Origin of the sequence: Streptomyces sp. NPDC021562 (genome assembly GCF_040640875.1) — a bacterium.
Lineage (GTDB): Bacteria > Actinomycetota > Actinomycetes > Streptomycetales > Streptomycetaceae > Streptomyces.
Map to the genome: position 1 here is coordinate 142,018 of NZ_JBFACN010000015.1, position 21,579 is coordinate 163,596.

18 protein-coding genes are annotated in these 21,579 nt (G+C 72.4%); 7 read left to right on the forward strand and 11 right to left on the reverse strand.

Annotated features, from left to right (window positions below):
- Nucleotides 1-33: 33 nt before the first annotated feature.
- Nucleotides 34-1,284 (forward strand): histidine-type phosphatase, encoded by a 1,251-nt coding sequence (locus AB0G52_RS24110; protein WP_361338446.1) that lies wholly within the window; start codon nt 34-36, stop codon nt 1,282-1,284.
- 45 nt (nt 1,285-1,329) lie between these two features.
- Here AB0G52_RS24110 and AB0G52_RS24115 read toward each other — a convergent pair whose 3' ends face one another.
- The 4 genes from AB0G52_RS24115 to AB0G52_RS24130 form a co-directional block, all read right to left on the reverse strand.
- On the reverse strand, nt 1,330-1,749 hold the full coding sequence (locus tag AB0G52_RS24115) for a transcriptional repressor (protein ID WP_132886682.1): 420 nt from the start codon (nt 1,747-1,749) through the stop codon (nt 1,330-1,332).
- Nucleotides 1,750-1,810: 61 nt separating this feature from the next.
- The gene (locus AB0G52_RS24120; RefSeq protein ID WP_132886681.1) at nt 1,811-2,713 is read right to left on the reverse strand and encodes a metal ABC transporter permease; all 903 of its coding nucleotides are present in this window, start codon (nt 2,711-2,713) and stop codon (nt 1,811-1,813) included.
- Nucleotides 2,713-3,477: a metal ABC transporter ATP-binding protein gene (locus tag AB0G52_RS24125; protein ID WP_132886680.1), complete on the reverse strand. Its 765-nt coding sequence runs from the start codon at nt 3,475-3,477 to the stop codon at nt 2,713-2,715. The genes AB0G52_RS24120 and AB0G52_RS24125 overlap by 1 nt, the downstream gene beginning before the upstream one ends.
- Nucleotides 3,478-3,488: 11 nt before the next feature.
- Entirely contained in the window at nt 3,489-4,445 is a 957-nt protein-coding gene (locus AB0G52_RS24130; RefSeq protein WP_361338450.1) for a metal ABC transporter substrate-binding protein, read from the reverse strand.
- Between the two features lie 162 nt (nt 4,446-4,607).
- Between AB0G52_RS24130 and AB0G52_RS24135 the strand changes: the two genes are divergently transcribed.
- From AB0G52_RS24135 to AB0G52_RS24145, 3 genes are all read left to right on the forward strand, one after another.
- On the forward strand, nt 4,608-5,990 hold the full coding sequence (locus AB0G52_RS24135; protein WP_046729864.1) for a glycine--tRNA ligase: 1,383 nt from the start codon (nt 4,608-4,610) through the stop codon (nt 5,988-5,990).
- A 129-nt stretch (nt 5,991-6,119) separates the two neighbouring features.
- The gene (locus tag AB0G52_RS24140) at nt 6,120-7,142 is read left to right on the forward strand and encodes an aldo/keto reductase (protein ID WP_132886678.1); all 1,023 of its coding nucleotides are present in this window, start codon (nt 6,120-6,122) and stop codon (nt 7,140-7,142) included.
- Nucleotides 7,143-7,189: 47 nt separating this feature from the next.
- Nucleotides 7,190-7,780, forward strand: a complete 591-nt coding sequence (locus tag AB0G52_RS24145) for a TetR family transcriptional regulator (protein WP_361338454.1) — start codon at nt 7,190-7,192, stop codon at nt 7,778-7,780.
- Here the strand turns inward: AB0G52_RS24145 and AB0G52_RS24150 are convergent.
- From AB0G52_RS24150 to AB0G52_RS24160, 3 genes are all read right to left on the reverse strand, one after another.
- Entirely contained in the window at nt 7,773-8,177 is a 405-nt protein-coding gene (locus AB0G52_RS24150; RefSeq protein ID WP_361338457.1) for a hypothetical protein, read from the reverse strand. The two genes, AB0G52_RS24145 and AB0G52_RS24150, sit on opposite strands and share 8 nt — an antisense overlap.
- Nucleotides 8,178-8,365: 188 nt before the next feature.
- On the reverse strand, nt 8,366-9,514 hold the full coding sequence (locus tag AB0G52_RS24155; protein WP_361338460.1) for a serine hydrolase domain-containing protein: 1,149 nt from the start codon (nt 9,512-9,514) through the stop codon (nt 8,366-8,368).
- 55 nt (nt 9,515-9,569) lie between these two features.
- Nucleotides 9,570-9,788 (reverse strand): hypothetical protein, encoded by a 219-nt coding sequence (locus AB0G52_RS24160; protein WP_132886674.1) that lies wholly within the window; start codon nt 9,786-9,788, stop codon nt 9,570-9,572.
- A 247-nt stretch (nt 9,789-10,035) separates the two neighbouring features.
- Here AB0G52_RS24160 and AB0G52_RS24165 point away from each other — a divergent pair, with 247 nt between their 5' ends.
- Both AB0G52_RS24165 and AB0G52_RS24170 read left to right on the forward strand, forming a co-directional pair.
- The gene (locus AB0G52_RS24165; RefSeq protein ID WP_361338463.1) at nt 10,036-12,303 is read left to right on the forward strand and encodes an ATP-binding SpoIIE family protein phosphatase; all 2,268 of its coding nucleotides are present in this window, start codon (nt 10,036-10,038) and stop codon (nt 12,301-12,303) included.
- Between the two features lie 104 nt (nt 12,304-12,407).
- Complete coding sequence (locus tag AB0G52_RS24170) at nt 12,408-12,752, forward strand: hypothetical protein (RefSeq protein ID WP_132886673.1); 345 nt, start codon at nt 12,408-12,410, stop codon at nt 12,750-12,752.
- A gap of 6 nt (nt 12,753-12,758) precedes the next feature.
- Here AB0G52_RS24170 and AB0G52_RS24175 read toward each other — a convergent pair whose 3' ends face one another.
- Nucleotides 12,759-14,210: an MFS transporter gene (locus AB0G52_RS24175; protein ID WP_361338466.1), complete on the reverse strand. Its 1,452-nt coding sequence runs from the start codon at nt 14,208-14,210 to the stop codon at nt 12,759-12,761.
- A gap of 97 nt (nt 14,211-14,307) precedes the next feature.
- Between AB0G52_RS24175 and dusB the strand changes: the two genes are divergently transcribed.
- The gene (dusB, locus tag AB0G52_RS24180) at nt 14,308-15,450 is read left to right on the forward strand and encodes a tRNA dihydrouridine synthase DusB (protein ID WP_132886671.1); all 1,143 of its coding nucleotides are present in this window, start codon (nt 14,308-14,310) and stop codon (nt 15,448-15,450) included.
- A gap of 4 nt (nt 15,451-15,454) precedes the next feature.
- Here dusB and AB0G52_RS24185 read toward each other — a convergent pair whose 3' ends face one another.
- The 3 genes from AB0G52_RS24185 to AB0G52_RS24195 form a co-directional block, all read right to left on the reverse strand.
- Nucleotides 15,455-17,122, reverse strand: coding sequence for a sulfatase-like hydrolase/transferase (locus tag AB0G52_RS24185; RefSeq protein WP_361338641.1), 1,668 nt, complete (start codon nt 17,120-17,122; stop codon nt 15,455-15,457).
- Nucleotides 17,123-18,061: 939 nt separating this feature from the next.
- Nucleotides 18,062-19,999 carry a glycogen debranching N-terminal domain-containing protein gene (locus AB0G52_RS24190; protein WP_361338470.1) on the reverse strand — a complete coding sequence of 646 codons (1,938 nt, stop codon included), beginning with the start codon at nt 19,997-19,999 and terminating at the stop codon, nt 18,062-18,064.
- 74 nt (nt 20,000-20,073) lie between these two features.
- On the reverse strand, nt 20,074-21,486 hold the full coding sequence (locus tag AB0G52_RS24195) for a trehalase family glycosidase (protein ID WP_361338473.1): 1,413 nt from the start codon (nt 21,484-21,486) through the stop codon (nt 20,074-20,076).
- Between the last annotated feature and the right edge of the window lie 93 nt (nt 21,487-21,579).

Genomic DNA, 21,579 nt, shown 5'->3' on the forward strand with positions numbered 1-21,579 from the left:
TCATCCGGTCTCCCGCGTCCGAAACGGTCCCCCATGAAGCGCGTCACCCCCGTCCTCGCCCTCGGCGCCCTGTTCCTGACCGCGCTGCCCGCGCACGCCACGGACACCGGGCCCGCCCACCGCGACAGCTACGGCACCAAGGCCGTCTACGCCCCCGGCCAGAACCCGCGCACCTACCAGCAGGCACCCGCCGGCTACACCGCCGTCTTCACCGAGAACGTCTCCCGGCACGGCTCCCGTGCCGCCACCGACGGCGAGGACGGCGCCACGATCCTCGCGCTGTGGAACCGGGCGCGGGCCGACGGCCAGCTCACCTGGCTCGGCGAGCGGTTCGGCCCGGACGTGCAGGCCCTCGAAGCGGCCATGAGCGGCGTCGGCTACGGCAACCTCAGCGGCCGCGGCAAGGACGAACTGCGCGCCACCGCCGTCCGCCTGACGAAGCGTCTGCCCTCGCTCCTCGCCTCGATCGCCGAGAACGGCGAGAAGATCGACGTCGTCACCTCGGGCCAGGGCCGCGCGGTCGACAGCGGTACGGTCTTCGCCACCGCCCTCACCGACGCCGACCCGGCGCTGAAGTCCGCGTTCGGCCCGGCCCGCGTCGACAAGAACCTGCTCTACTTCCACAAGTCCTCCGGCGGCGCCGACTACCAGAAGTGGCTGGCGACCGACGAGCGGCTCGCCGCCACCCTGAAGTCGGTCACCGACCAGCCGGCCTCGCACCGGGCGGCCGCCCGGGTCCTGGGCCGGATCTTCAAGCCGGCGTTCGTCCAGCGCGTCGTGAACGGCGAGTTCTCCTCGACGGCCGACGACCTCGCCGCCGCCGCCACCGCCGTCTACGACCTCTACGCCATCGCGCCCGCGATGCGCGAGGAGTGCCCGAACGGCAGGGGCTGGGACTTCGGCCGCTACCTCGCCCCGCGCGACGCCGCCTGGTTCGGCTACCTCAGCGACGCCGAGGACTTCTACGAGAAGGGCCCGAGCTTCTCGGACGCCGACATCACCTACAAGATGGCCCAGCCCCTCCTCGACGACCTCTTCGAGCAGGTCGAGGCCAAGCGGGACGGCACCAGCACCCTGGGCGCCGAACTCCGCTTCACCCACGCCGAGGAGATCATCCCGCTGGCCGCGCTGATGCGGCTCCCGGGCAGCGGGCGGGCCGCCGCCCCCGGCGAGACCTACACCTACGCGACGACTACCTGGTGCGCATGCTCTACGACGAGAAGGAGACCGCGTTCAAGGCGGGCTGCACGCCCGTCCGGAAGGGCAGCACGTTCTACGACCTGAACGAGTTGGAGCGCTGCTTCGGCAGGAGCTGAGCCCGGGCGCCCGTCAGCGCGCCGAATCCCGCGCGCAGTCCGCGCAGGTGCCGAAGATCTCCACGGTGTGGGCCACGTTCACGTATCCGTGTTCCGCGGCGACCGCCTCCGCCCACTTCTCGACGGCCGGTCCCTCCACCTCCACCGCCTTGCCGCAGGCTCTGCACACGAGGTGGTGGTGGTGCTCGCCGGTGGAGCAGCGCCGGTACACCGACTCGCCCTCGGACGTGCGCAGCACGTCCACCTCACCGGCGTCGGCGAGGGACTGCAGCGTGCGGTACACCGTGGTGAGGCCCACCGAGTCGCCCTTGTGCTTGAGCATGTCGTGCAGTTCCTGCGCGCTGCGGAACTCCTCGACCTCGTTCAGGGCCGCCGCCACGGCTGCCCGCTGACGGGTCGAGCGGCCCTTCACGGGCTGTCCAGCGGTCGTCACCGGTTGCCTCCTCGCCTCTTCGCCTCTGCCGGGCCATTGTGCCAGCCCGGCCCGGGGCCGTTCAGACGCCGATCTCGTCGGCGGCCCCCCGTCCGGCCGGGATCGCGCACTCCGCCGGGTCCCCGGCGGGGCGGCGCGCGGCGGCCGCGCGGGCGCGTCGGCGGGCCAGCGGGGCGGCCAGCACGCTCAGCGCGAAGAACGCGGCGATGGTCAGCAGCACGATCGTCGCGCCCGGCGGGACGTACTGGTAGTACGAGGTGATCGTGCCCCCGACCGACACCGTCACACCGATCGCCACGGCGATCGCGAAGGTGGCCGCGAAGCTCCGGCTCACCTGCTGGGCGGCGGCCACCGGCACGACCATCAGCGCCGACACCAGCAGCAGCCCCACCACGCGCATCGCGACCGTCACCGTGACCGCCGCCGTGATCGCCGTCAGCAGGTTCAGCGCCCGTACCGGCAGGCCGGTGACCCGCGCGAACTCCTCGTCCTGGCTGACCGCGAACAGCTGCCTGCGCAGGCCGAGGGTGACGGCCAGGACGAACGCGGCCAGCAGGCAGATCGCGGTCACGTCCGACTGCGACACCGTGGACAGCGAGCCGAAGAGGTACGACATGAGGTTGGCGTTGGAGCCGCCCGGCGCGAGGTTGATCAGCATGACACCGCCGGCCATGCCGCCGTAGAAGAGCATCGCGAGGGCGATGTCGCCGCGGGTGCGGCCGTACCAGCGGATCAGCTCCATCAGGACCGCGCCGAGGACGGAGACGGCCGTGGCCATCCACACGGGGGAGGTGGAGAGCAGGAAGCCGAGGCCGACGCCGGTCATCGCGACATGGCCGATGCCGTCGCCCATCAGGGCCTGGCGGCGCTGGACGAGGTAGATGCCGACGGCGGGGGCGGTGATGCCGACCAGGACGGCGGCGAGCAGGGCCCGCTGCATGAAGGCGTAGTTCAGGAAGTCCATCAGCTCAGCAGTCCGGTGCGCAGGGGTGTGTGCTCGTCGTGGGGGTGGACGTGGTCGTGGCCCGGGAGCGCGTGCTGGCCGACGGCGCGCGGGGGCGGCCCGTCGTGCAGGACGCAGCCGTCGCGGAGCACCACCGCGCGGTCGATCAGGGGCTCCAGCGGGCCCAGTTCGTGCAGGACGAGGAGGACCGTGGCGCCCTGCTCGACCTGTGCGCGCAGGGTCCGCGCGAGGATCTCCTGGCTGGCCAGGTCGACGCCCGCCATCGGCTCGTCCATGATCAGCAGTTCGGGTTCTGCGACCAGCGCGCGGGCGATCAGCACCCGCTGGTGCTGGCCGCCGGAGAGCGCCTCGACGTTGTCCTTGGCCCGGTCGGCCATCCCGACCAGGGCGAGGGCGTCCCGTACGGCCTCCTGGTCGGCCCTGCGGAAGAGGCCGAAGCGGGTGCGGGAGAGCCGGCCCGCGGAGACCACCTCGGTGACCGTGGCGGGGACGCCGCCCGCCGCGGTGGTGCGCTGCGGGACGTACCCGACCCGCGACCACTGGCGGAAGGTACGGCGGGGGGTGCCGAACAGGGATATCTCGCCGCCGGTCACCGGCACCTGGCCGATGATCGTGCGGATCGCCGTCGACTTGCCGGAGCCGTTCGCGCCGAGCAGTGCGACCACCTCGCCGCGGTGCACGGTGAGGTCGATGCCGCGCAGCACGGGGCGTGAGCCCAGCTCGGCGGTCACCTGGCGCAGGGATATGACGGGCTCGCCGGTCATCTCGTCTCCCGTCACTTGGTGCCCAGCGCCTGCTGGAGCGCCTTGAGGTTGGCTTCCTGGACGGCGAAGTAGTCCTTGCCGCGGGACTTGCCGGTGATGCCCTCGATCGGGTCGAGGACGTCCGTCCTCAGACCGGCGTCGGAGGCGATGGTCTTCGCGGTCTTGTCGCTGACGAGCGTCTCGTAGAACACGGTGGTGACGCCGTCGGCCTTGGCCATGGTCTCCAGGTCCTTGACCCGGGCGGCGCTCGGCTCGGACTCGGGGTCGAGGCCGTTGATGGCCTCCTCGGTGAGGCCGTAGCGCTCGGCGAGGTAGCCGAAGGCCGCGTGGGTGGTGACGAAGACCTTGGACCGCGTGTGCGCGAGGCCCTTCTCGAACCGGGTGTTCAGGTCGTCCAGCTGCTTGACCAGGGCCGCGGTGTTCTTCCGGTAGTCGGCCGCGTGGTCCGGGTCGGCCTTCTCGAAGGCCTTGCCGACGCCTTCGGCGACCTGGGCGTAGCGCACCGGGTCCAGCCAGATGTGCGGGTCGAGGCCGGTCAGTTCCTCGTTCTCCGAGGTGTCGTGCGAGGCGGCGTGCCCGCCGACCTCGTTGCCGTGCTTCTCCAGGGTGGTCAGGGAGGCGGCGTCGATCTTCGTCTTGACGGACGACTGGGCGACGGCGCTGTCGACGGAGGGCTGGAGGTTCCTGAGGTAGAGGACCGCGTCGGACTTCTCGATCCCGACGATCTGCTTGGCGCTGATCTCCAGGTCGTGGGGTTCCTGGCCGGGCGTGGTGAGGCTGGTGACGTGGACGTGGCCGCCGCCGATCCGGTCGGCGAGGAAGGCCATCGGGTAGAACGACGCGACGACGTCGAACTTGCCGGTTCCGGCCGCCGTGGCGGCGCCGCCGCACGCGGTGAGGGTGGCCAGGCCGAGTGCGGTGACGGTGGTCGCGGCGGCCGCGGGTATGAGGCCTCGTCGTACGTTCATGAGAGTCATTTTCAACAAACATGGAAACCGTTGTCAACAAGCCTCGGTGAGAGGCCGGTAAGGGGATCCGATTTGGTTGAGGGGGAGCCCCCGCCGGTACGCTGAAGCATTCGCTGTGAAGCGTCTCGCTTCGTCGCCCGTCGTCGTAATGAAGAGAGCACCGTGGCCGCCGACAAGATCGACACCATCGTCAGCCTGAGCAAGCGCCGAGGCTTCGTATTCCCGTGCAGTGAGATCTACGGCGGTCAGCGCGCCGCCTGGGACTACGGGCCGCTGGGTGTCGAGCTCAAGGAGAACCTGAAGCGCCAGTGGTGGCGCTACATGGTGACGTCCCGCGAGGACGTGGTCGGCATTGACTCGTCCGTCATCCTGGCCCCCGAGGTCTGGGTCGCCTCCGGTCACGTCGCCACCTTCACGGACCCGCTGACCGAGTGCACCGCGTGCCACAAGCGGTTCCGCGCGGACCACCTGGAGGAGGCCTACGAGGCCAAGCACGGCCGCCTGCCGGAGAACGGCCTGGCGGACGTGAACTGCCCGAACTGCGGCAACAAGGGCCAGTTCACGGAGCCCAAGCAGTTCTCGGGTCTGCTCTCCACCCACCTCGGCCCGACCCAGGACAGCGGCTCCGTCGCCTACCTGCGTCCCGAGACCGCGCAGGGCATCTTCACCAACTTCGCCCAGGTGCAGACCACTTCGCGCCGCAAGCCGCCGTTCGGCATCGCGCAGATGGGCAAGTCCTTCCGCAACGAGATCACGCCCGGCAACTTCATCTTCCGCACCCGCGAGTTCGAGCAGATGGAGATGGAGTTCTTCGTCAAGCCGGGCGAGGACGAGAAGTGGCAGGAGTACTGGATGGAGCAGCGCTGGAACTGGTACACCGGCCTGGGCCTGCGCGAGGAGAACATGCGGTGGTACGAGCACCCGAAGGAGAAGCTCTCCCACTACTCCAAGCGCACCGCTGACATCGAGTACCGCTTCCAGTTCGGCGGCAACGAGTGGGGCGAGCTGGAGGGTGTCGCCAACCGCACCGACTACGACCTCGGCGCCCACTCCAAGGCCTCCGGCCAGGACCTCTCCTACTTCGACCAGGAGGCCGGCGAGCGCTGGACGCCGTACGTCATCGAGCCCGCGGCCGGTGTCGGCCGCGCGATGCTGGCGTTCCTGCTCGACGCGTACGTCGAGGACGAGGCGCCGAACGCCAAGGGCAAGCTGGAGAAGCGCACGGTGCTGCGCCTGGACCACCGCCTGGCCCCGGTGAAGGTCGCCGTCCTCCCGCTGTCCCGCAACCCGGAGCTCTCGCCCAAGGCCAAGGGTCTCGCCCAGGCGCTGCGGCAGAACTGGAACATCGAGTTCGACGACGCGGGTGCCATCGGCCGCCGCTACCGCCGCCAGGACGAGATCGGCACGCCGTACTGCGTCACCGTCGACTTCGACACGCTCGAGGACAACGCGGTGACCGTGCGCGAGCGCGACACGATGAAGCAGGAGCGGGTGTCCCTGGACCAGATCGAGGGCTACCTCGCGGGCCGCCTCGTCGGCTGCTAGGCGCCCGACCGGCTGATCCGGCGGTTCCCCGCACCCCCTCCGGGGTGCGGGGAACCGCTTTTTCGCGGCTGGGAGACCTATGGAATGACAGATATTGAAATCTGTCAGCTGTCATGCCAGAGTGGAGCCATGACGACGCACATCCGCACCCTCGGAACCACCGGCCCGCAGGTCTCCGCCCTCGGCCTCGGCTGCATGGGCATGTCCGCGCTCTACGGCGAGGCAGACCGGGCCGAGTCGATCGCGACCGTCCACGCCGCCCTCGAAGCCGGCGTGACCCTCCTCGACACCGGCGACTTCTACGCCATGGGCCACAACGAGATGCTCATCGGCGAGGCCCTGCGCACCGCCCCCGCCGCTCGCCGCGAACAGGCCCTGCTGAGCGTGAAGTTCGGCGCGCTGCGCGGCCCGGAGGGCAGCTGGCTCGGATACGACGGCCGCCCGGCCGCGGTCAAGAACTTCGCCGCCTACTCCCTCCAGCGCCTCGGCGTCGACCACATCGACGTCTACCGGATCGCCCGCGTCGACCCGGACGTCCCCATCGAGGAGACCGTCGGCGCGATCAGCGAACTGGTCGACGCCGGGTACGTCCGGCACATCGGCCTCAGCGAGGCCAGTGCGGAGAACATCCGGCGGGCCGCCGCCACCGCGCCGATCTCCGACCTCCAGGTCGAGTACGCGATCATCACCCGGGACATCGAGCGGGAGATCCTGCCGACCACCCGGGAACTGGGCATCGGCATCACCGCCTACGGCGTGCTCTCCCGGGGGCTGATCTCCGGCCACTTCACCCGCGACCGGCAGCTCGGCGCCCAGGACTTCCGGGCCCACTCGCCCCGCTTCCAGGGCGACAACCTCCGGCACAACCTCGACCTGGTCGAGGCGCTGCGCAAGATCGCCGACCAGAAGGGGGTCACCGTGGCCCAGATCGCCATCGCCTGGGTGCTCTCCCGGGGCGCCGGACACGGCGACGACATCGTCCCCCTCGTCGGCGCCCGCACCCGCGAGCGGCTCTCCGAGTCGCTGGGCGCGCTGGACGTCACCCTGGACGCGGCCGACCTGGCGGCGATCGAGGAGGCCGTACCGGCGGACGCGGCGGCCGGCACCCGCTACCCGGCCGTGCAGATGGCCACCCTCGGCACCGAGCAGTGATCACGGCCCTGGGCAGGGGGTACGGCCGTCCGGGTACCGTCTAGGTCATGGCAGCCACGTCCCCGCCCCCGGTCCTCACCGCCGAACGCATCCTCGAGGCGACCGAGGAGGTGCTGCGCCGGCACGGCCCGGCCAAGGCCACCGTGGTCGACGTGGCCCGCGCGCTCGGCGTCAGCCACGGCAGCGTCTACCGGCACTTCCGGACCAAGGCGGCGCTGCGCGCGGCGGTGACCAAGCGGTGGCTGGACCGCACCTCGGCGGCGCTGTCCGGCATCCTGGCCGAGGACCGGGCCCCCGAGGACCGGCTGCGCGCCTGGCTGCGGGCGCTGTTCGAGGCCAAGCGGCGCAAGGCGTGCGACGACCCCGAGCTGTTCGCCACCTACATGGTGCTGGTCGAGGAGAGCGGCCCGGCGGTCGACGAGCACGTCGCCGACCTGACCGGCCAGCTGACCCGGATCATCGCGGACGGGACCGGGTCGGGCACCTTCACGGTGCCCGACCCGGCCGCCGCGGCCCGCGCGGTCTTCCAGGCCACCGGCCGCTTCCACGACCCGGGCTACGCCCGCGAGTGGGAGCGGCCGGAGGCCGACGGGGACTTCACGGCGCTGGTGGAGCTGCTGGTGCGCGGCCTCAGGTGACGTTGACCGTCACCGTGGGGGAGTACACCTTCTTGCCGACCGCGGCGACCCGCAGGTGCTGGGTCCCCTTCGTCTTGAACGACGTGGTCAGCGAGTAGGAGCTGCCGTTCTTGATCTTCGTGTTCACCTTGAGCGGGACCCACTTGCCGCTCTTCTCGTGCTGGAGCACCAGCGGCGCGCCCACCTTCAGACCTGACGTACGGCCGGTGAAGGTGACGGACTCACCGGTGGTGACCGAGGACTTGGTGGCCTTGATCGAGATCGAGGCCATCATGGACGGCGAGGGGCTCGCCTTGGTCTCCGCGGCGAGGGCGCCGGCGCCGCCGGCCGACAGCAGGGCCAGCGAGAGGGCGCCCGCGGCGAGGGCACGGGTCATCTGACGCTGAGTGGTGTGCATGGAGTGCTCCTGTCGAGTGACGAGGGGACCCCTCCAGGCTTGGCCGGGTCGCCCGCGACGGCGACCCGAGCGCCTCCGGGAAGCGGCGCGGGCCGGGGCTGCGGTTCGGTGAAGTCCGCAGGTGACAGGGGTTGTCCCGGCGACCCGGCGCATGCGCTGCGTGTCACCCGAATGCCGTAACGGCGGGCCTACGCCGTGACCCTCCAGAAGTCCCGCATCAGCGGGGTCGGCGCCGGGCTCGTCATGGCCGTCTGCGTCATCAGGACCGTGACCGTACCGGTGGCCGGGACGACGTGCGCGGTGGTGCCGGTGCCGCCGACCCAGCCGTAGCGGCCGGGCACCGACCAGGGGTCCGCCGGGGTGACGTCGACCTGGCCGCCGTACCCCCAGCCCTGGCCCGACAGGAAGAGGCCGGCGGCGTCGCGCTGGGCCGCCGTGAGGTGGTTGGTGGTCATCCGGCTGACCGAGGCGGGGGAGAGCAGCCGGCGGCCGTCCGCGGTGGCGCCCGCGTTCAGCAGCAGCCGCCCGAAGGCCAGCCAGTCGTCCGCCGTGGAGACCAGTCCGCCGCCGCCCGACAGGAACCTCGGGAGGCCGCTGAAGCGGCCGTCCGGGGTGTCCACGAGGCGCAGGGCACCGTCCTCGGCGCGGTGGTAGGCCCAGGTGAAGCGGTGCCGCTTCGACGCCGGCACCTCGAACGCGGTGTCCCGCATGCCCAGCGGTTCGAAGAGCCGTTCCGCCAGGAAGTCGGCGAGCGATCGGCCCGACGCCCGGGCGACCAGGATGCCCTGCAGGTCGGACGAGGTGCCGTACAGCCAGGCCTCGCCCGGCTGGTGCAGCATCGGCACCTCGGCGAGCGCCCGCAGCCAGGTGTCCGGGTCCGGCCACCGCCCGAAGGGGAGGTCGTAGCGCTGCACCGCGGTCAGGGGCCCGACGGCGGGCAGCGAGAAGTCGTCAGGCATGCCCCAGCCGGTGCGGAAGCTCAGCAGGTCCTCGACGGTGACCGGGCGGGCGGCCGGCACCACGTCGTCGACGGGCCCGGCGGGCGTCCGCACCACCACCGGCTCGGCCAGCTCGGGCAGCCACCGCTCCACCGGGTCGCCCAGCCCGACCAGGCCCTCGTCCACCAGCATCAGCACCGCCGCGGCGGTGATCGGCTTGGTGATCGACGCGATGCGGAAGATCGCGTCCCGTTCCATCGGGGCGGAGCCCTCGGCGTCCAGGGACCCGACGGCCACGGCCTCGACGTCGTCGCCGCGGGCGACGAGCCCGACGGCTCCGGTGACGGTCCCGTCGTCGGCGTGGCGGCGCAGGGTGGTGTGCAGCGGGCTCGGGGTCATCGGTCGTCCTTCCGGTGGGCGCGGTCACGGGTACGACCGCCGCACCGGCGAGAACTCATCGGGAGGGCTCGGCCCCCGCCGGGTCCACGGTGGCCTGGTGGGCCTCGGCCAGGTGCTCCTCGGCCTTCAGCCAGGGCAGGAACTGCGCGCGCCGGCGCCAGCCGCAGGTGCCGCACTGGAGCGTGCGCTGCACACCCGTGCGCCGGACCCGGACCACGTGCTCCCGGCCGTGCTGGTCCCAGCGTCTGACCTTGCTCTCGTCGATCGGCGACATGACGCGAGTGTGCAGCAGGACCAACATCAACGGGGGATTCTCCACCGGGTTTTACCGGGGGCACCAGGTGTGTTCACGTGAACTCGGCGGGCGTACGGTGGGTGTTCCCAGGGTCACCCTGCGGTCGTGCTCTCAACCGCCGGATCATGCGCCGGACTTGGTGTACCGGCGGAAACCCTGGACACGGCATTGACCCTGGCTCAAGATGAAAGCGACCTTGTGAAGCGGCCACCGGCACGGAGAGGCGATGCTGCCGGATCCTCAACGTTTCCTGGCCGTTGCCGGCCGCCGGATCGCGCGCGCCGAGGGCGCGGCCCAGGCCGTCCGTGAGCTGTGCCGGTCGGTCGTCCCCGACCTGGCGGACGGCGCGTTCGTCTACCTGGAGGACGGCCCGCAGGACCGGTCCGAGCCGCTGCGGCTGCTGCTGGACCAGGCGCCCGCCGAACTCGCGGGCGTCATGGGCGGGGTGCCCCCGGACAGCGTGTCGGTGGCGCCCGACGGAGTGCTGGCCGGAATGCTGCGCTGCGGCCGGGCGCGCGCCGGCGACCCGGCCGCCGGTGACACCGCCGACGCGCTGCGCGAGCTGCTGGGGACGGTGCCCCGGCTGCCGCAGGGCAACCAGGTCCTGCTCGCCCCGCTGCGCGCACCCGACGCCGTGGTGGGCGTGGCGGTGCTCCTGCGGCGCCCGGACCGGGAGGACTTCGTGGCGGACGACGTCGCCCTGGCCGACGCGCTGGCGGCGCAGACCGCGCTCGGGGTGCGGGAGGCCACCGTGATCCCGCAGGTGCGGCCCACCACCGCGCTGAAGGCGCCGGACGAGGACCGCCTCCGCTACGTCGGCGCGGCCACCCGGCGGATCGCCCGTGGCTTCGACACCGACGAGATCGTGCTCGGCCTGTGCCGGGCCGCCGTACCCACGTACTCCGACGCGGCCCTCGTCTACCTGCGCGACCCGCTCCCGGTGGGCGACGAACGCCCCGCCGGCCCCGCCGTGCTCCGGCTGCGCCGCACCGACCGGATCAAGGGCCCCGGCGCCGAGGGCCTGGTCTGGCCGGTGGAGACCGTGGGCGACGAGCAGGACGACCTGGACGCCTCCGACTGGAGCGAGGTGGTGCCCGGCGGCGCCCTCGCCGAAGTGCTGCGCGGAGTGCGGCCGGTGTTCGCCGACAACGCGCCGACCCGTGCCGCGCTCAGCGAACTCGTCGGCGAGGACAGCGCGTTGAACGGCTGGGCCGGTTCGCACGCGATCCTCGCCCCGCTGCGCGGCCGCCGCCGGGTCACCGGCGCCGTGGTCTTCCTGCGCCGTCCGGAACGCCCGGCGTTCGAACCCGCCGACCTGCTGGTCGCCGCCCAGCTGGCCACCCACACCGCGCTCGGCGTCGACAAGGCCGTGCTGTACAGCCGGGAGGCGTTCATCGCTGACCGGCTGCAGCGCGCCATGCTCCCGCACAGCCTGCCCCGGCCCACCGGTGTCCGGCTCGCGGTCCGCTACCTCCCCGCCGCCGAGACCGCGCGGGTGGGCGGCGACTGGTACGACGCGATCCCGCTGCCCGGCAGCCGGGTGGCGCTGGTCGTCGGCGACGTCATGGGGCACTCGATGACCTCGGCCGCCGTCATGGGCCAGCTGCGCACCACCGCGCTGACCCTGGCGGGGCTCGACCTGCCCCCGCAGGAGGTCCTGCACCACCTCGACGAACAGGCCCAGCGCCTCGGCACCGACCGCATGGCGACCTGCCTCTACGTCGTCTACGACCCGGTCTCGCACCGTATGACGGTCGCCAACGCAGGCCACCCGCCGCCCATCCTGCTGCACCCCGGCGGCAAGACCGAGGTCCTCGCGGTGCCGCCGGGCGCCCCGATCGGCGTCGGCGGCATCGACTTCGAGGCGGTCGAGCTGGAGGCGCCCGCCGGCGCCACCCTGCTCCTGTACACCGACGGTCTCGTGGAGTCCCGGCTGCGCGACGTGTGGACCGGCATCGAGCAGCTGCGCGAGAAGCTGGCCGCCACCGCCCAGCTGACCGGCCCGGACCGGCCGCCGCCCCTGGAGGCGCTCTGCGACGAGGTGCTCGACATGCTCGGCCCGGGCGACCGGGACGACGACATCGCGCTGCTCGCCGCCCGCTTCGACGGCATCGCGCCCAGCGACGTGGCCTACTGGACCCTGGACCCGGAGAACTCCGCCCCCGGCCGGGCCCGCCGGCTCACCCGGCAGGCACTGGCCGCGTGGGACCTGGAGGAGCTCAGCGACACCGCCGAGCTGCTGGTCAGCGAGATCGTCACCAACGCCGTACGGCACGCCACCCGGCCGATCGGCCTGCGGCTGCTGCACACCGAGGTGCTGCGCTGCGAGGTCGGCGACGACGTGCCGCAGCTGCCCCGGCTGCGGCGGGCCACGCCCGACGAGGAGCACGGACGCGGCCTGTACCTGGTGAACCGGCTGGCCAGACGCTGGGGCACGACCCGCCTGGGCACCGGCAAGAACGTGTGGTTCGAACTGGGCGGACCCGCGAACTGACCACAGGGCCCCGCGGTTGAGTACGCGTACTCAGGACAGGGCACAGCCGTTCGAACCACCATGCAGACAGGGGACGGAACACCACGACCACAGGGGGACGACCGATGGGACCTGGCCTTGTCCGCACGCTCGTACGGCTGACGCTCGGCAACCGGGTGTCGGTGGCCTACCTGGCCCTGGTCGCGTTCGTCATCGCCAAGGCCGCGCTGGACCCCGTCGCCGCCCAGGACCCGGACCCCGCCTCGGCCTGGCTCTGGTCGCCTCTGGTCACCTTCCCCGCGTTCCTGCTCGTCGGGGCGCTGGGCCGGGCCGCCTGGGACCCGGCGGAGATGCCGGACTGGTTCTTCGTCGCCATGGTCGTGGTGTCCGCCCTGCTCCAGGCCCTGGCCCTGGGCGCCCTCCACCAGCTGGTCCGGACCCGCCACCAGCGCATGACCAGCTCCTGCTGACAGGCCCTATACCCGGTCCCCGGCGCCCACCACCTGGCGGATCTCCGCCGACTCCAGGCGCTGCGCGGTGCGCTCGGCCGTGCCGCGGGCCCAGCGGCCGTTGGTCAGCGCCCCCAGGGCCAGGACCGCGACGCCGCAGACGGCGAGGATCCACCAGCCGGGCCGGGCGGCGGTCACGAAGGACCGGTGGTACGACGACGAGCCGATCCCCGACGCCAGCACCGCCCCGACGACCGCCACGCCCAGGGTCTGGCCCAGCTGCCTGCTGGTGGAGGCGATCGCCGCCGCGACCCCCGCCTGCGACCTCGGCATCCCGGAGACCGCGGTGTTGGTGATCGGGGCGTTCACGAAGCCGAAGCCGATGCCGAACAGGACGTAGCCGGCGAAGAGGGTGGTGTTCGAGGTCTCCGCCTCGAAGGCCGCGAACAGCACCGCGCTCGCCGTCATCGCCACCCCGGCGACCACCAGCGGCAGCCGCGGCCCGCGGCTGCCCACCAGGCGTCCCGCCAGCGGCGCGCACAGGAACATCGGCACCGCCATCGGCAGCATCCACAGGCCCGCGTGCAGGGCGTCGAGACCGCGCACGTTCTGCAGGTACAGCGTGGACAGGAACAGGAAGCCGCCGAGCGAGGCGAACGCGCTGATCGCGATCACCGTGGCGCCGCTGAACGGCACCGAACGGAAGAAGCGCAGGTCGATGAGGGGCTGCTCACGCCTCGGCTCGTACCGGAGCAGTCCGAGCAGGGCGGCCAGGGCCACCACGGCGAACGGGACCACCGTGGTCGCGCTCGCCGTCGGCGCCTCGATGATCGCGTACGTCAGCGAACCGAACAGTGCGATGACCAGCACCTGGCCGACCGGGTCGGGACGGCGGGCCTTCGGCGCCCGGGACTCCGGTACGAAGCGCAGGGTCAGCAGCAGCGCCGCCAGGCCCACCGGGAGGTTGACCCAGAAGATCGCCCGCCAGCCGACCGACTCCACCAGCAGGCCGCCGACCAGCGGTCCCGCGGCCATGGATATGCCGACCACCGCACCCCACACGCCGATCGCCCGGGCCCGTTCACGCGGGTCGGTGAAGGTGTTGGTGATGATCGACATGGCGACCGGGTTCAGCATCGAGCCACCCACCGCCTGCACCATGCGGAACGCGATCAGCGACTCCAGGTTCGGCGCGAGCGAGCACAGCAGCGAGCCGAGGGAGAAGACCACGAGTCCGGTCATGAAGACCTTCTTGCGGCCGACCCGGTCGCCGGTGGAACCGGCGAGCATCAGCAGCGAGGCCAGGACCAGGGTGTACGCGTCGATCGTCCACTGCAGTCCGGCCGTGGAGGCGTGCAGCTCGCGCTGCATGGACGGCAGGCCGACGTTGAGGGCGGTGGTGTCGAGACTCACGATCAGCAGGCTCATGCAGCAGATCGCGAGCACGAGCATGCGGCGGCGGGGGCTCAGCTCGGGCATGACCTCATCCTACGCCGGTTTCGATAGTGCGTCTAACTAATGACCGCTACATGATCGTGGCGCCCGGGCACCGTGCGCCGTACGCGACAATGGGGGAATGCCCGAGCCCACGTCGCCCCTGCAGATCGGCCCCCACACTGTTCGGCCGCCGGTCGTCCTGGCCCCCATGGCCGGGATCACCAACGCGCCCTTCCGCACCCTGTGCAGAGAGTTCAGCGGGGGCAAGGGGCTGTTCGTCAGCGAGATGATCACGACCCGGGCCCTGGTCGAGCGCAACGAGAAGACCATGCAGCTGATCCGCTTCGACGCGACCGAGAAGCCGCGCTCGATCCAGCTGTACGGCGTCGACCCGGCCACCGTCGGCAAGGCCGTCCGCATGATCGCGGAGGAGGACCTGGCCGACCACATCGACCTGAACTTCGGCTGCCCGGTCCCGAAGGTGACGCGCAAGGGCGGCGGCTCGGCCCTGCCCTACAAGCGCAACCTGCTCCGCGCGATCCTCCGCGAGGCGGTGAGCGGCGCCGGGGACCTCCCCGTCACGATGAAGATGCGCAAGGGCATCGACGACGACCACATCACCTACCTCGACGCCGGCCGGATCGCCGTCGAGGAGGGCGTCACCTCGATCGCCCTGCACGGCCGCACCGCCGCCCAGCACTACGGCGGCACCGCCGACTGGGAGGCCATCGCCCGCCTCAAGGAACACGTCCCGGAGATCCCGGTGCTTGGCAACGGCGACATCTGGTCGGCCGGGGACGCGCTGCGGATGGTGCGGGAGACCGGCTGCGACGGGGTCGTGGTCGGGCGCGGGTGCCTGGGCAGGCCGTGGCTGTTCGCGGACCTGGTGGCGGCGTTCGAGGGGCGGCACGAGGACATCGCCCGGCCGTCCCTGCGGCAGGTCGCCGACGTCATGGTCCGGCACGCCGGGCTGCTCGGCGAGTGGCTCGGCGACGAGTCCAAGGGTGTGGTCGACTTCCGCAAGCACGTCGCCTGGTACCTGAAGGGCTTCGCGGTCGGCAGCGAGATGCGCAGGCGCCTCGCCGTCACCTCGTCCCTGGCGGAACTCCGCGCGGGCCTCGACGAACTGGACCTCGACCAGCCCTGGCCCGCGGGCGCCGACGGACCCCGCGGCCGTACGTCCGGCAACAACCGGGTGGTGCTGCCGGACGGCTGGCTGAAGGACCCCTACGACTGCGCGGGCATCACCGAGGACGCGGAACTGGACACCTCGGGAGGCTGAGCGCTCAGTTCGTCTTCGGGTGCGGGGTGGAGCCGAACGCGGTCAGGAACCTGTCGCGGAACGCGCTCATCTTCCACACCGGGGCGTCGTGCGCCGGGCGCAGACCGTCGGTCCAGTTCCAGGAGCCGATCGCGTCGAGGACCTTCGGGTCCTTGGCGACGATGGAGATCGGCACGTCACGGCTGGCGTGGTTGCCGCTGACCCGGGCGATCGGCTGGTGGTCGCCGAGGAAGACCAGGACCGTGTCGTCGTTGCCGTAGCGCTGCAGCCACTGGGTGAGCGCGGTCACCGAGTACTGGACCGACTTGCCGTACTCCTGGCGGGACTTGGTCGTGTCGGCGATGACGTCGGACGCCTTGTTGCCGGCCTTCTGGATGGCGTCGAAGATCGAACCGTCGCCCAGCCGGTCCCACGGCACCATCTTCGGGATCGGCGCCCACGGCTGGTGGCTGGAGGTCAGGATCAGCAGCGACATCCGGGACTTGCCGTCGGCCGGCTTCCTGCTGTGCACCCGGTCCTGGAACTGCTGGAGCGCGTACTGGTCGGGCATCGTCGACCAGCTGAACTTCGGCCCCTTGTAGCCGAGCTGGAAGGCGTTATAGACCTTGTCGAGGCCGTAGAAGCTCTGCTCCGGCCAGCCCTTCTGGATACCCGGCATCACCCCGACGGTGTCGAAGTCACCGGTCTTCTTGAACGCCTTGGTCAGGCTCAGGTGGTCGCTGGCCATGACGGTCCGGTACCGCTGCTGGTTGCTGACCCACAGCCCGGACATGGTGGTGGAGTGTCCCAGCCAGCTGCTGCCGCCGTACGTCGCCGACGTCAGCCAGCCGCTCTTCGCGGCGTAACCGGCCTTCTTCAGCATCGCCGTCTGCGCGTCCAGCGTGCTGTCGACACCGGGTGCCTCGATCGGGTCCTCGATGGCGCTGCGCCCGTAGCTCTCGATGAACGTGAAGACCACGTCCTTGCCGCGCAGGGCCGGCACCAGCTGGTCGCCCGGGGTGTTCCCGAAGGCGTCCACCTTGGCGACCTTGCGGAACTCGGCCTCGTCCTTCAGCGTCAGCTGCACGGTGCGCACCTGCGTCTTCAGCACCGCGGTCGCCTTCTGCGCGGCGAGCGGCGCGCCGGCGACCGACAGGCCGAGCGCGTTGCAGGTGATCCACACCGTGCCGACGATCAGCGTCCCCCGGGTGGCCTTCGTCCGGACCCGGGCGAGCTGCTCGGAGACCCGTACGGTGGCCAGCGCGACGATCCCGATCAGCAGGAAGACCAGCAGCACCGCGCCGACGGTGATCGCCAGCTCGACGGTGCCGCCGAGGGTGTCCTTCAGGTAGCCGCGGGCGTCGGGCAGCAGGGACCAGTCCAGGATGATGTTGAAGGGACGGCCCAGGTAGTCGACGAACCCCATGTTGAAGAAGTCCACGATGGTCAGTGCGCCGACCACCGCCCCGGCGACCGAGGCGAGCACCAGCCGGTAGCGCCGCGGCAGAGCCAGCAGCACCACCGCGCCCATGACCGCCTCGGCCGGGATCCGCACGAACGTGACCGGCTTCAGGCCGCTGAGCGTGTTGGGCATCAGCAGGCAGGCGTAGACGAGGAGGGCGGAGAGCACGGTGAGGGTGACGGAGAGCACCCGTGCGGCGGAGGGGTGCTCCGCACGCCACCGCTGCCACAACCGGGGCCGCCGAACCGGGGCACCGACCCCGCCCCCGGCGTCGACCCGCGCTTGAGAAGCGGCTTGCACAGCCCCCTCACCCGCGGCCCCGGCAGCGGCCCCGCCGTCGGCCTCGGGGGCGCTGTCGGGCGCGGCGCCGGTCGCGGTCGCGGGGTGGGTGAGAGCGGCGGATTCCGCCGTGGGCCCGGGGACAGCCTCGGAGGCTTCGAGCGTCGGCTCGGCGACGACTCCGTCACGCACCCCGGGGGCGGACTCGGACGACGCCCCCGAAACAACACCGGCCCGAACCTCCACCCCGACCCGCCCCCCGGCCTCGACAGCGGCCCCGCTGTCGGTCTCGGGCGTGCGCTCGGCAGTGCTCCCGCCACCGGTCCTGGCCGTGGGTTCGGGAGCGGCCCCGCCGTTGGCCTCAGGGGCGCTCTCGGTAGTGGTCCCGCCAGCGGCCTCGGCAGTGGTCTTGGATCCGGCCTCGCTTTCCGCGCCGTCGGCCTCGGGCGCGGCCTGGCCTCCGGCCTCGGCAGCGGCCCCGCCGTCGGCCTCGGGGGTGCGCTCGGCCGTGGGCGTGGCTCCGGGGGCGGGAGTCGCGTGGTCCGTGGGTGGGCCCTCGCCCGCGGCCTGGAGCTCACCCGTGGTCGCTGCTTCGTGCGCGGTCTCCGTGTCCCCGGAGGCGGTGGTGCCGGGGGCCCTCGGGGTCTCCTCGGCCTGCTCGGCCTCGACCTCAGCCCCGGGCTCCCCGGCCGTGCTTGATGACTGGCGTGTGCTCGTGTGCTGAGGCAACCCGGAGGTCCTTCCGTGCGCGACCCGTGAGACGGAGAGGGCGGGTCAACGCTGGGGAGGCCTGGACCCGCCGACGTTCCGTACGGCTCGCGGAAGACCCCGGTTCAGGACCTTCGGCAAACACCGGGCAAACGCATACCGACCAACGCCCGCACGGACGTCCTACGCACCGCCCACCGCGGTCAACAGCGCCAACGGAGCCGCCGCCGACCGCGACTCCCGCGCGCACGCGTGCGGATAGGGCACCGGCTCCGGATGCGTCCGGCGCCCGTACCCGGCCAGCACCTCCGGCAGCCGGTGGCCGCCCGCGGTCGCCGCGTCCACCAGCCCGTGCGCCACGGTACGGGCCTCGTCGTGCAGTCCGTACCGCGCCAGCCCCAGCGCGATCAGCGCGTTGTCGTGCGGCCACACCGACCCCCGGTGGTACGACAACGGGTGGTAGGCCGGCTGCCCCGCGGCCAGCGTCCGCACCCCCCACCCGGAGAAGAAGTCCGGCTCCAGCAACCGCCGCCCGACCTGCTCCCCGTACTCCTTGTCGAGCAGCCCCGACCACAGCAGGTGCCCCGCGTCCGAGGCGAGCGCGTCGACCTGCCGCCCCTCCCCGTCCAGCGCGAGCGCGGGAAACCCGGCCTCCCGCATCCAGAAGTCCTGCTGGAACCGGTCCCGCAGGTCGGCGGCCGCCTGTTCGAGGAGCGCCGCGTACGTCTCGTCGGCCCACACGGTCCGCGCCACCCACGCCGTCCGCCGCAACGCGTCGTACGCGTACCCCTGCGCGCCCGCCGCCATCACGGTCCCCACCGGCCGGCTGCCGTCGGCGGAGCAGATCGCGCCGGGGGAGTCCTTCCAGTTCTGGTTGGCGAGCCCGCCCTTGTCCGCGCGGTAGACGAGGTAGCCGCGCGAGGTGAGCCCGCCGTGGTCGAGCATCCAGCCGACGGCCGCGCGCGCGTGGCGCTCCAGCCGCCGGGCGGTCGCGAGGTCCCCGGTGCGCTCCACGTACGCGCCGAGCAGGATCAGGAAGAGCGGGGTCGCGTCGACGGACCCGTAGTACCGCCCGTACGGCACCTGCCCGAAGTGGGCCAGCTCCCCGTGCCGCACCTCGTGGACGATCTTCCCGGGCTGGGCCACCGAGTGCGCGCCGGTCTCGGTCGCCTGGGTGGCGGCGAGCGCCGGCAGGGTGGCGGCGGCCAGCTGCGGGCGGTAGGGGAGGGCGAACAGGGAGGTGAGCAGGGCGTCGCGGCCGAGCAGGGTGAGGAACCAGGGGGCGCCCGCGGCGGGGACCCGGAGCTGCTCCCCGTCCGGCCCGGTGGCCGGCACCTGGAGCGTGGCGAGGTCGGCGAGGCCGCGGGCACAGGCCGCCGCCAACTCCGGCCAGCCGGTCGGGAAGGCCACGCCCTCCACGAACTCGCCCTCCTCGGCCAGGAGTTGCTCGTTGAGTGCGGCCGGGTCGCGGGGTACGCGCAGCGCCCGCCGGTCGCCGTGCGGGCGCCCGATCACCCGGACGAGCAGCTCGGTCGTGCCGTACGGCGCCAGCTCCAGCGTCCACACCATCCGCCGGGCCCCGGTGCCGGTCTCCTCCACGGCGTCCGGCGCCGGGTCGGCGGTGATCGTCGTGCACGACCGCCATTCGCCCCGCCGGTAGCCGAACTCCAGCCCGTCGTCGAGGATCTGACGGGAGCGCACCGCACCGGACTTGGTGTAGGTGCGGTGGTCGGCGCGGAGTTCGAACTGGTCGGTGAAGTCGGCGTCGGCGGTGATCGCGAGCCGGATCGTGGTGGGCACGGGGCGGTTGCTGGTGACCCGCAGCGACTCGACGAACGCGCCGTCCCCGACGGCCTGTTCCCGGAACAGCGTGTGCGCGGGCGGTTCCTGGCGGCCGCCGCGCGGCACCAGCACGCAGTGCGCGCCGTCCCCGTCGGCGACCGGGGTGAGCACCTCGGGCAGCGCCCCGTCGGCCGTCAGCTGCCAGCGGCTGAGGTGCCGGGCGTCCCGTACGAACAACCCGTCCGGGGAGCCGCCGCCCCGGACGCCGCTGATGTCGCCGCGGTCGTCCACGGCGGCGAAGGTCTCGCCGTGCACGAGCAGGTGATGCCGGTCCGTCATCCCCGGTCCCCTCCTTTGTCACCCAGGTCGAACGTGCCACCCACGACGAAGACACGTCGTTTTGTCAGGTCTTGTCAATTTTTAGAAGGTGTTGACTGTTTCAGGTGTTTCGGGCGCTTCGTACTGTGGTGCAGGTCGAGGGCGAGTGCCGCCGTCCAGCTGAAGCCGGTCGCGCCGCACGCCTCGCCGGTGCCCGGGTCGACGTACTCGGCGAACCCGCTCGCGCCGGCGGTCTCCACGAGTGCCTCGGCGAGCGCGTCCGCCCGCTCCCGCTCGCCGTGTTCGCGCAGCCCCCGCTCCAGCAGCCAGCCGGTGTTGAACCAGGCGGGCCCGCGCCAGTAGCGGTGCGGGTCGAAGGCCTCGCCGAGCAGGTCGTAGCTGGGGACCAGACGGGTGGCGGTGCCGAAGTGCGGGCCGGTCAGGGTCCGCACCAGCGCGGCGGCGGTCTCGGCCGGCAGTTCGGGCAGGAGCAGCGGGACCAGCCCGGAGACCGAGCGCTCGGGGATCAGGCCGCCGTCGCCCCGCAGGTCCCGGCAGAGGAAGATCTCCCGCTCCGGGTCCCACAGCCGGTCCACCAGGGCCGCCGTCAGCCGCTCGGCCCGCGCGTGCCGTGCCGTGCCGGTCGCCCCCAGCTCCCGCGCGATCCGGGCGAGGGCGTGCTCGGAGGCGACGAGCAGCGCGTTGAACGCGGGGTCCTCGACGGCGAACTCCCGCCCGTGGTCCGCGTACCCGGCGTCCCGGTAGTCGGCCGCGAGCCGCACGTACCGCCCGTAGTCCAGGTCCGTCGGCCGGTCCTCGGGGGCGCCGTGGTCCAGGTCGGCCCGGCGGAAGGAGCGCGCCGGGGCCGGGACGACGCGGGCGAGGGGCGCGTCCCAGCAGGGGCTGTTGTCCATCCCCTGCTCCCAGGGGTGGACGACCGAGACCAGCCCGCCGCCGCCCAGGTCCCGCCGGTGCAGCAGATAGCGGTGCCAGGCGGCGAGCCGCGGGTAGGCACCGGCCAGGAAGCCGCGCGCCCGGGACAGGCCCGGGTCGGCCAGGTGCACCAGCCAGGCGGCCAGCGCGTGCACCGGTGGCTGCACGATCCCGGAGGTCTGTACGGTGCGCGGGGCGCCCGCGGCGCGGCCCGCGGTCGAGGAGCGCCAGAAGTCGGGGCTCGGGAAGTACGCGTCGAGGGGTACGGAGGGGTTGAACACGATGTGCGGGATCCGCCCGTCGGCCCACTGGGCGGCCAGCAGCGTCTCCAGCTCCGTCTGCGCGCGCAGCGGCGACAGGTGCCGCAGCCCGATCGCGACGAACGCCGAGTCCCAGGACCACTGGTGCGGATACAGCCGCCGGGAGGGCACGGTCGATGTGCCGGTCCAGTTCGCGTCGAGCACGTGCGCGGCCGTGACGTGCAGGGACGTCGGGCCGTTCGGCAGGGTGGACGGTGGATCGTATGCGATCTCGCGATCAGGCGCATGGGCGGTGAGCTGGGCAGTGCGATCCACTCGGGACTCCCCGAAGACGTCCGGCCGACCGGGTTTGGCTGTGGCTACCGTAGGGTTACGTCTATTTAACACGCAAAACTCAATATGTAATGC

Bases quoted from the DNA above. Each gene is read 5' to 3' on its own strand.
- AB0G52_RS24110 (WP_361338446.1), top strand. From the start codon at position 34: ATGAAGCGCGTCACCCCCGTCCTCGCCCTCGGCGCCCTGTTCCTGACC.
- AB0G52_RS24165 (WP_361338463.1), top strand. From the start codon at position 10,036: ATGCTGCCGGATCCTCAACGTTTCCTGGCCGTTGCCGGCCGCCGGATC.
- AB0G52_RS24190 (WP_361338470.1), bottom strand. From the start codon at position 19,999: ATGACGGACCGGCATCACCTGCTCGTGCACGGCGAGACCTTCGCCGCC.
- AB0G52_RS24150 (WP_361338457.1), bottom strand. From the start codon at position 8,177: ATGCACACCACTCAGCGTCAGATGACCCGTGCCCTCGCCGCGGGCGCC.
- AB0G52_RS24125 (WP_132886680.1), bottom strand. From the start codon at position 3,477: ATGACCGGCGAGCCCGTCATATCCCTGCGCCAGGTGACCGCCGAGCTG.
- AB0G52_RS24140 (WP_132886678.1), top strand. From the start codon at position 6,120: ATGACGACGCACATCCGCACCCTCGGAACCACCGGCCCGCAGGTCTCC.
- AB0G52_RS24120 (WP_132886681.1), bottom strand. From the start codon at position 2,713: ATGGACTTCCTGAACTACGCCTTCATGCAGCGGGCCCTGCTCGCCGCC.
- AB0G52_RS24160 (WP_132886674.1), bottom strand. From the start codon at position 9,788: ATGTCGCCGATCGACGAGAGCAAGGTCAGACGCTGGGACCAGCACGGC.
- AB0G52_RS24145 (WP_361338454.1), top strand. From the start codon at position 7,190: ATGGCAGCCACGTCCCCGCCCCCGGTCCTCACCGCCGAACGCATCCTC.
- AB0G52_RS24130 (WP_361338450.1), bottom strand. From the start codon at position 4,445: ATGAACGTACGACGAGGCCTCATACCCGCGGCCGCCGCGACCACCGTC.
- dusB (WP_132886671.1), top strand. From the start codon at position 14,308: ATGCCCGAGCCCACGTCGCCCCTGCAGATCGGCCCCCACACTGTTCGG.
- AB0G52_RS24175 (WP_361338466.1), bottom strand. From the start codon at position 14,210: ATGCCCGAGCTGAGCCCCCGCCGCCGCATGCTCGTGCTCGCGATCTGC.
- AB0G52_RS24155 (WP_361338460.1), bottom strand. From the start codon at position 9,514: ATGACCCCGAGCCCGCTGCACACCACCCTGCGCCGCCACGCCGACGAC.
- AB0G52_RS24170 (WP_132886673.1), top strand. From the start codon at position 12,408: ATGGGACCTGGCCTTGTCCGCACGCTCGTACGGCTGACGCTCGGCAAC.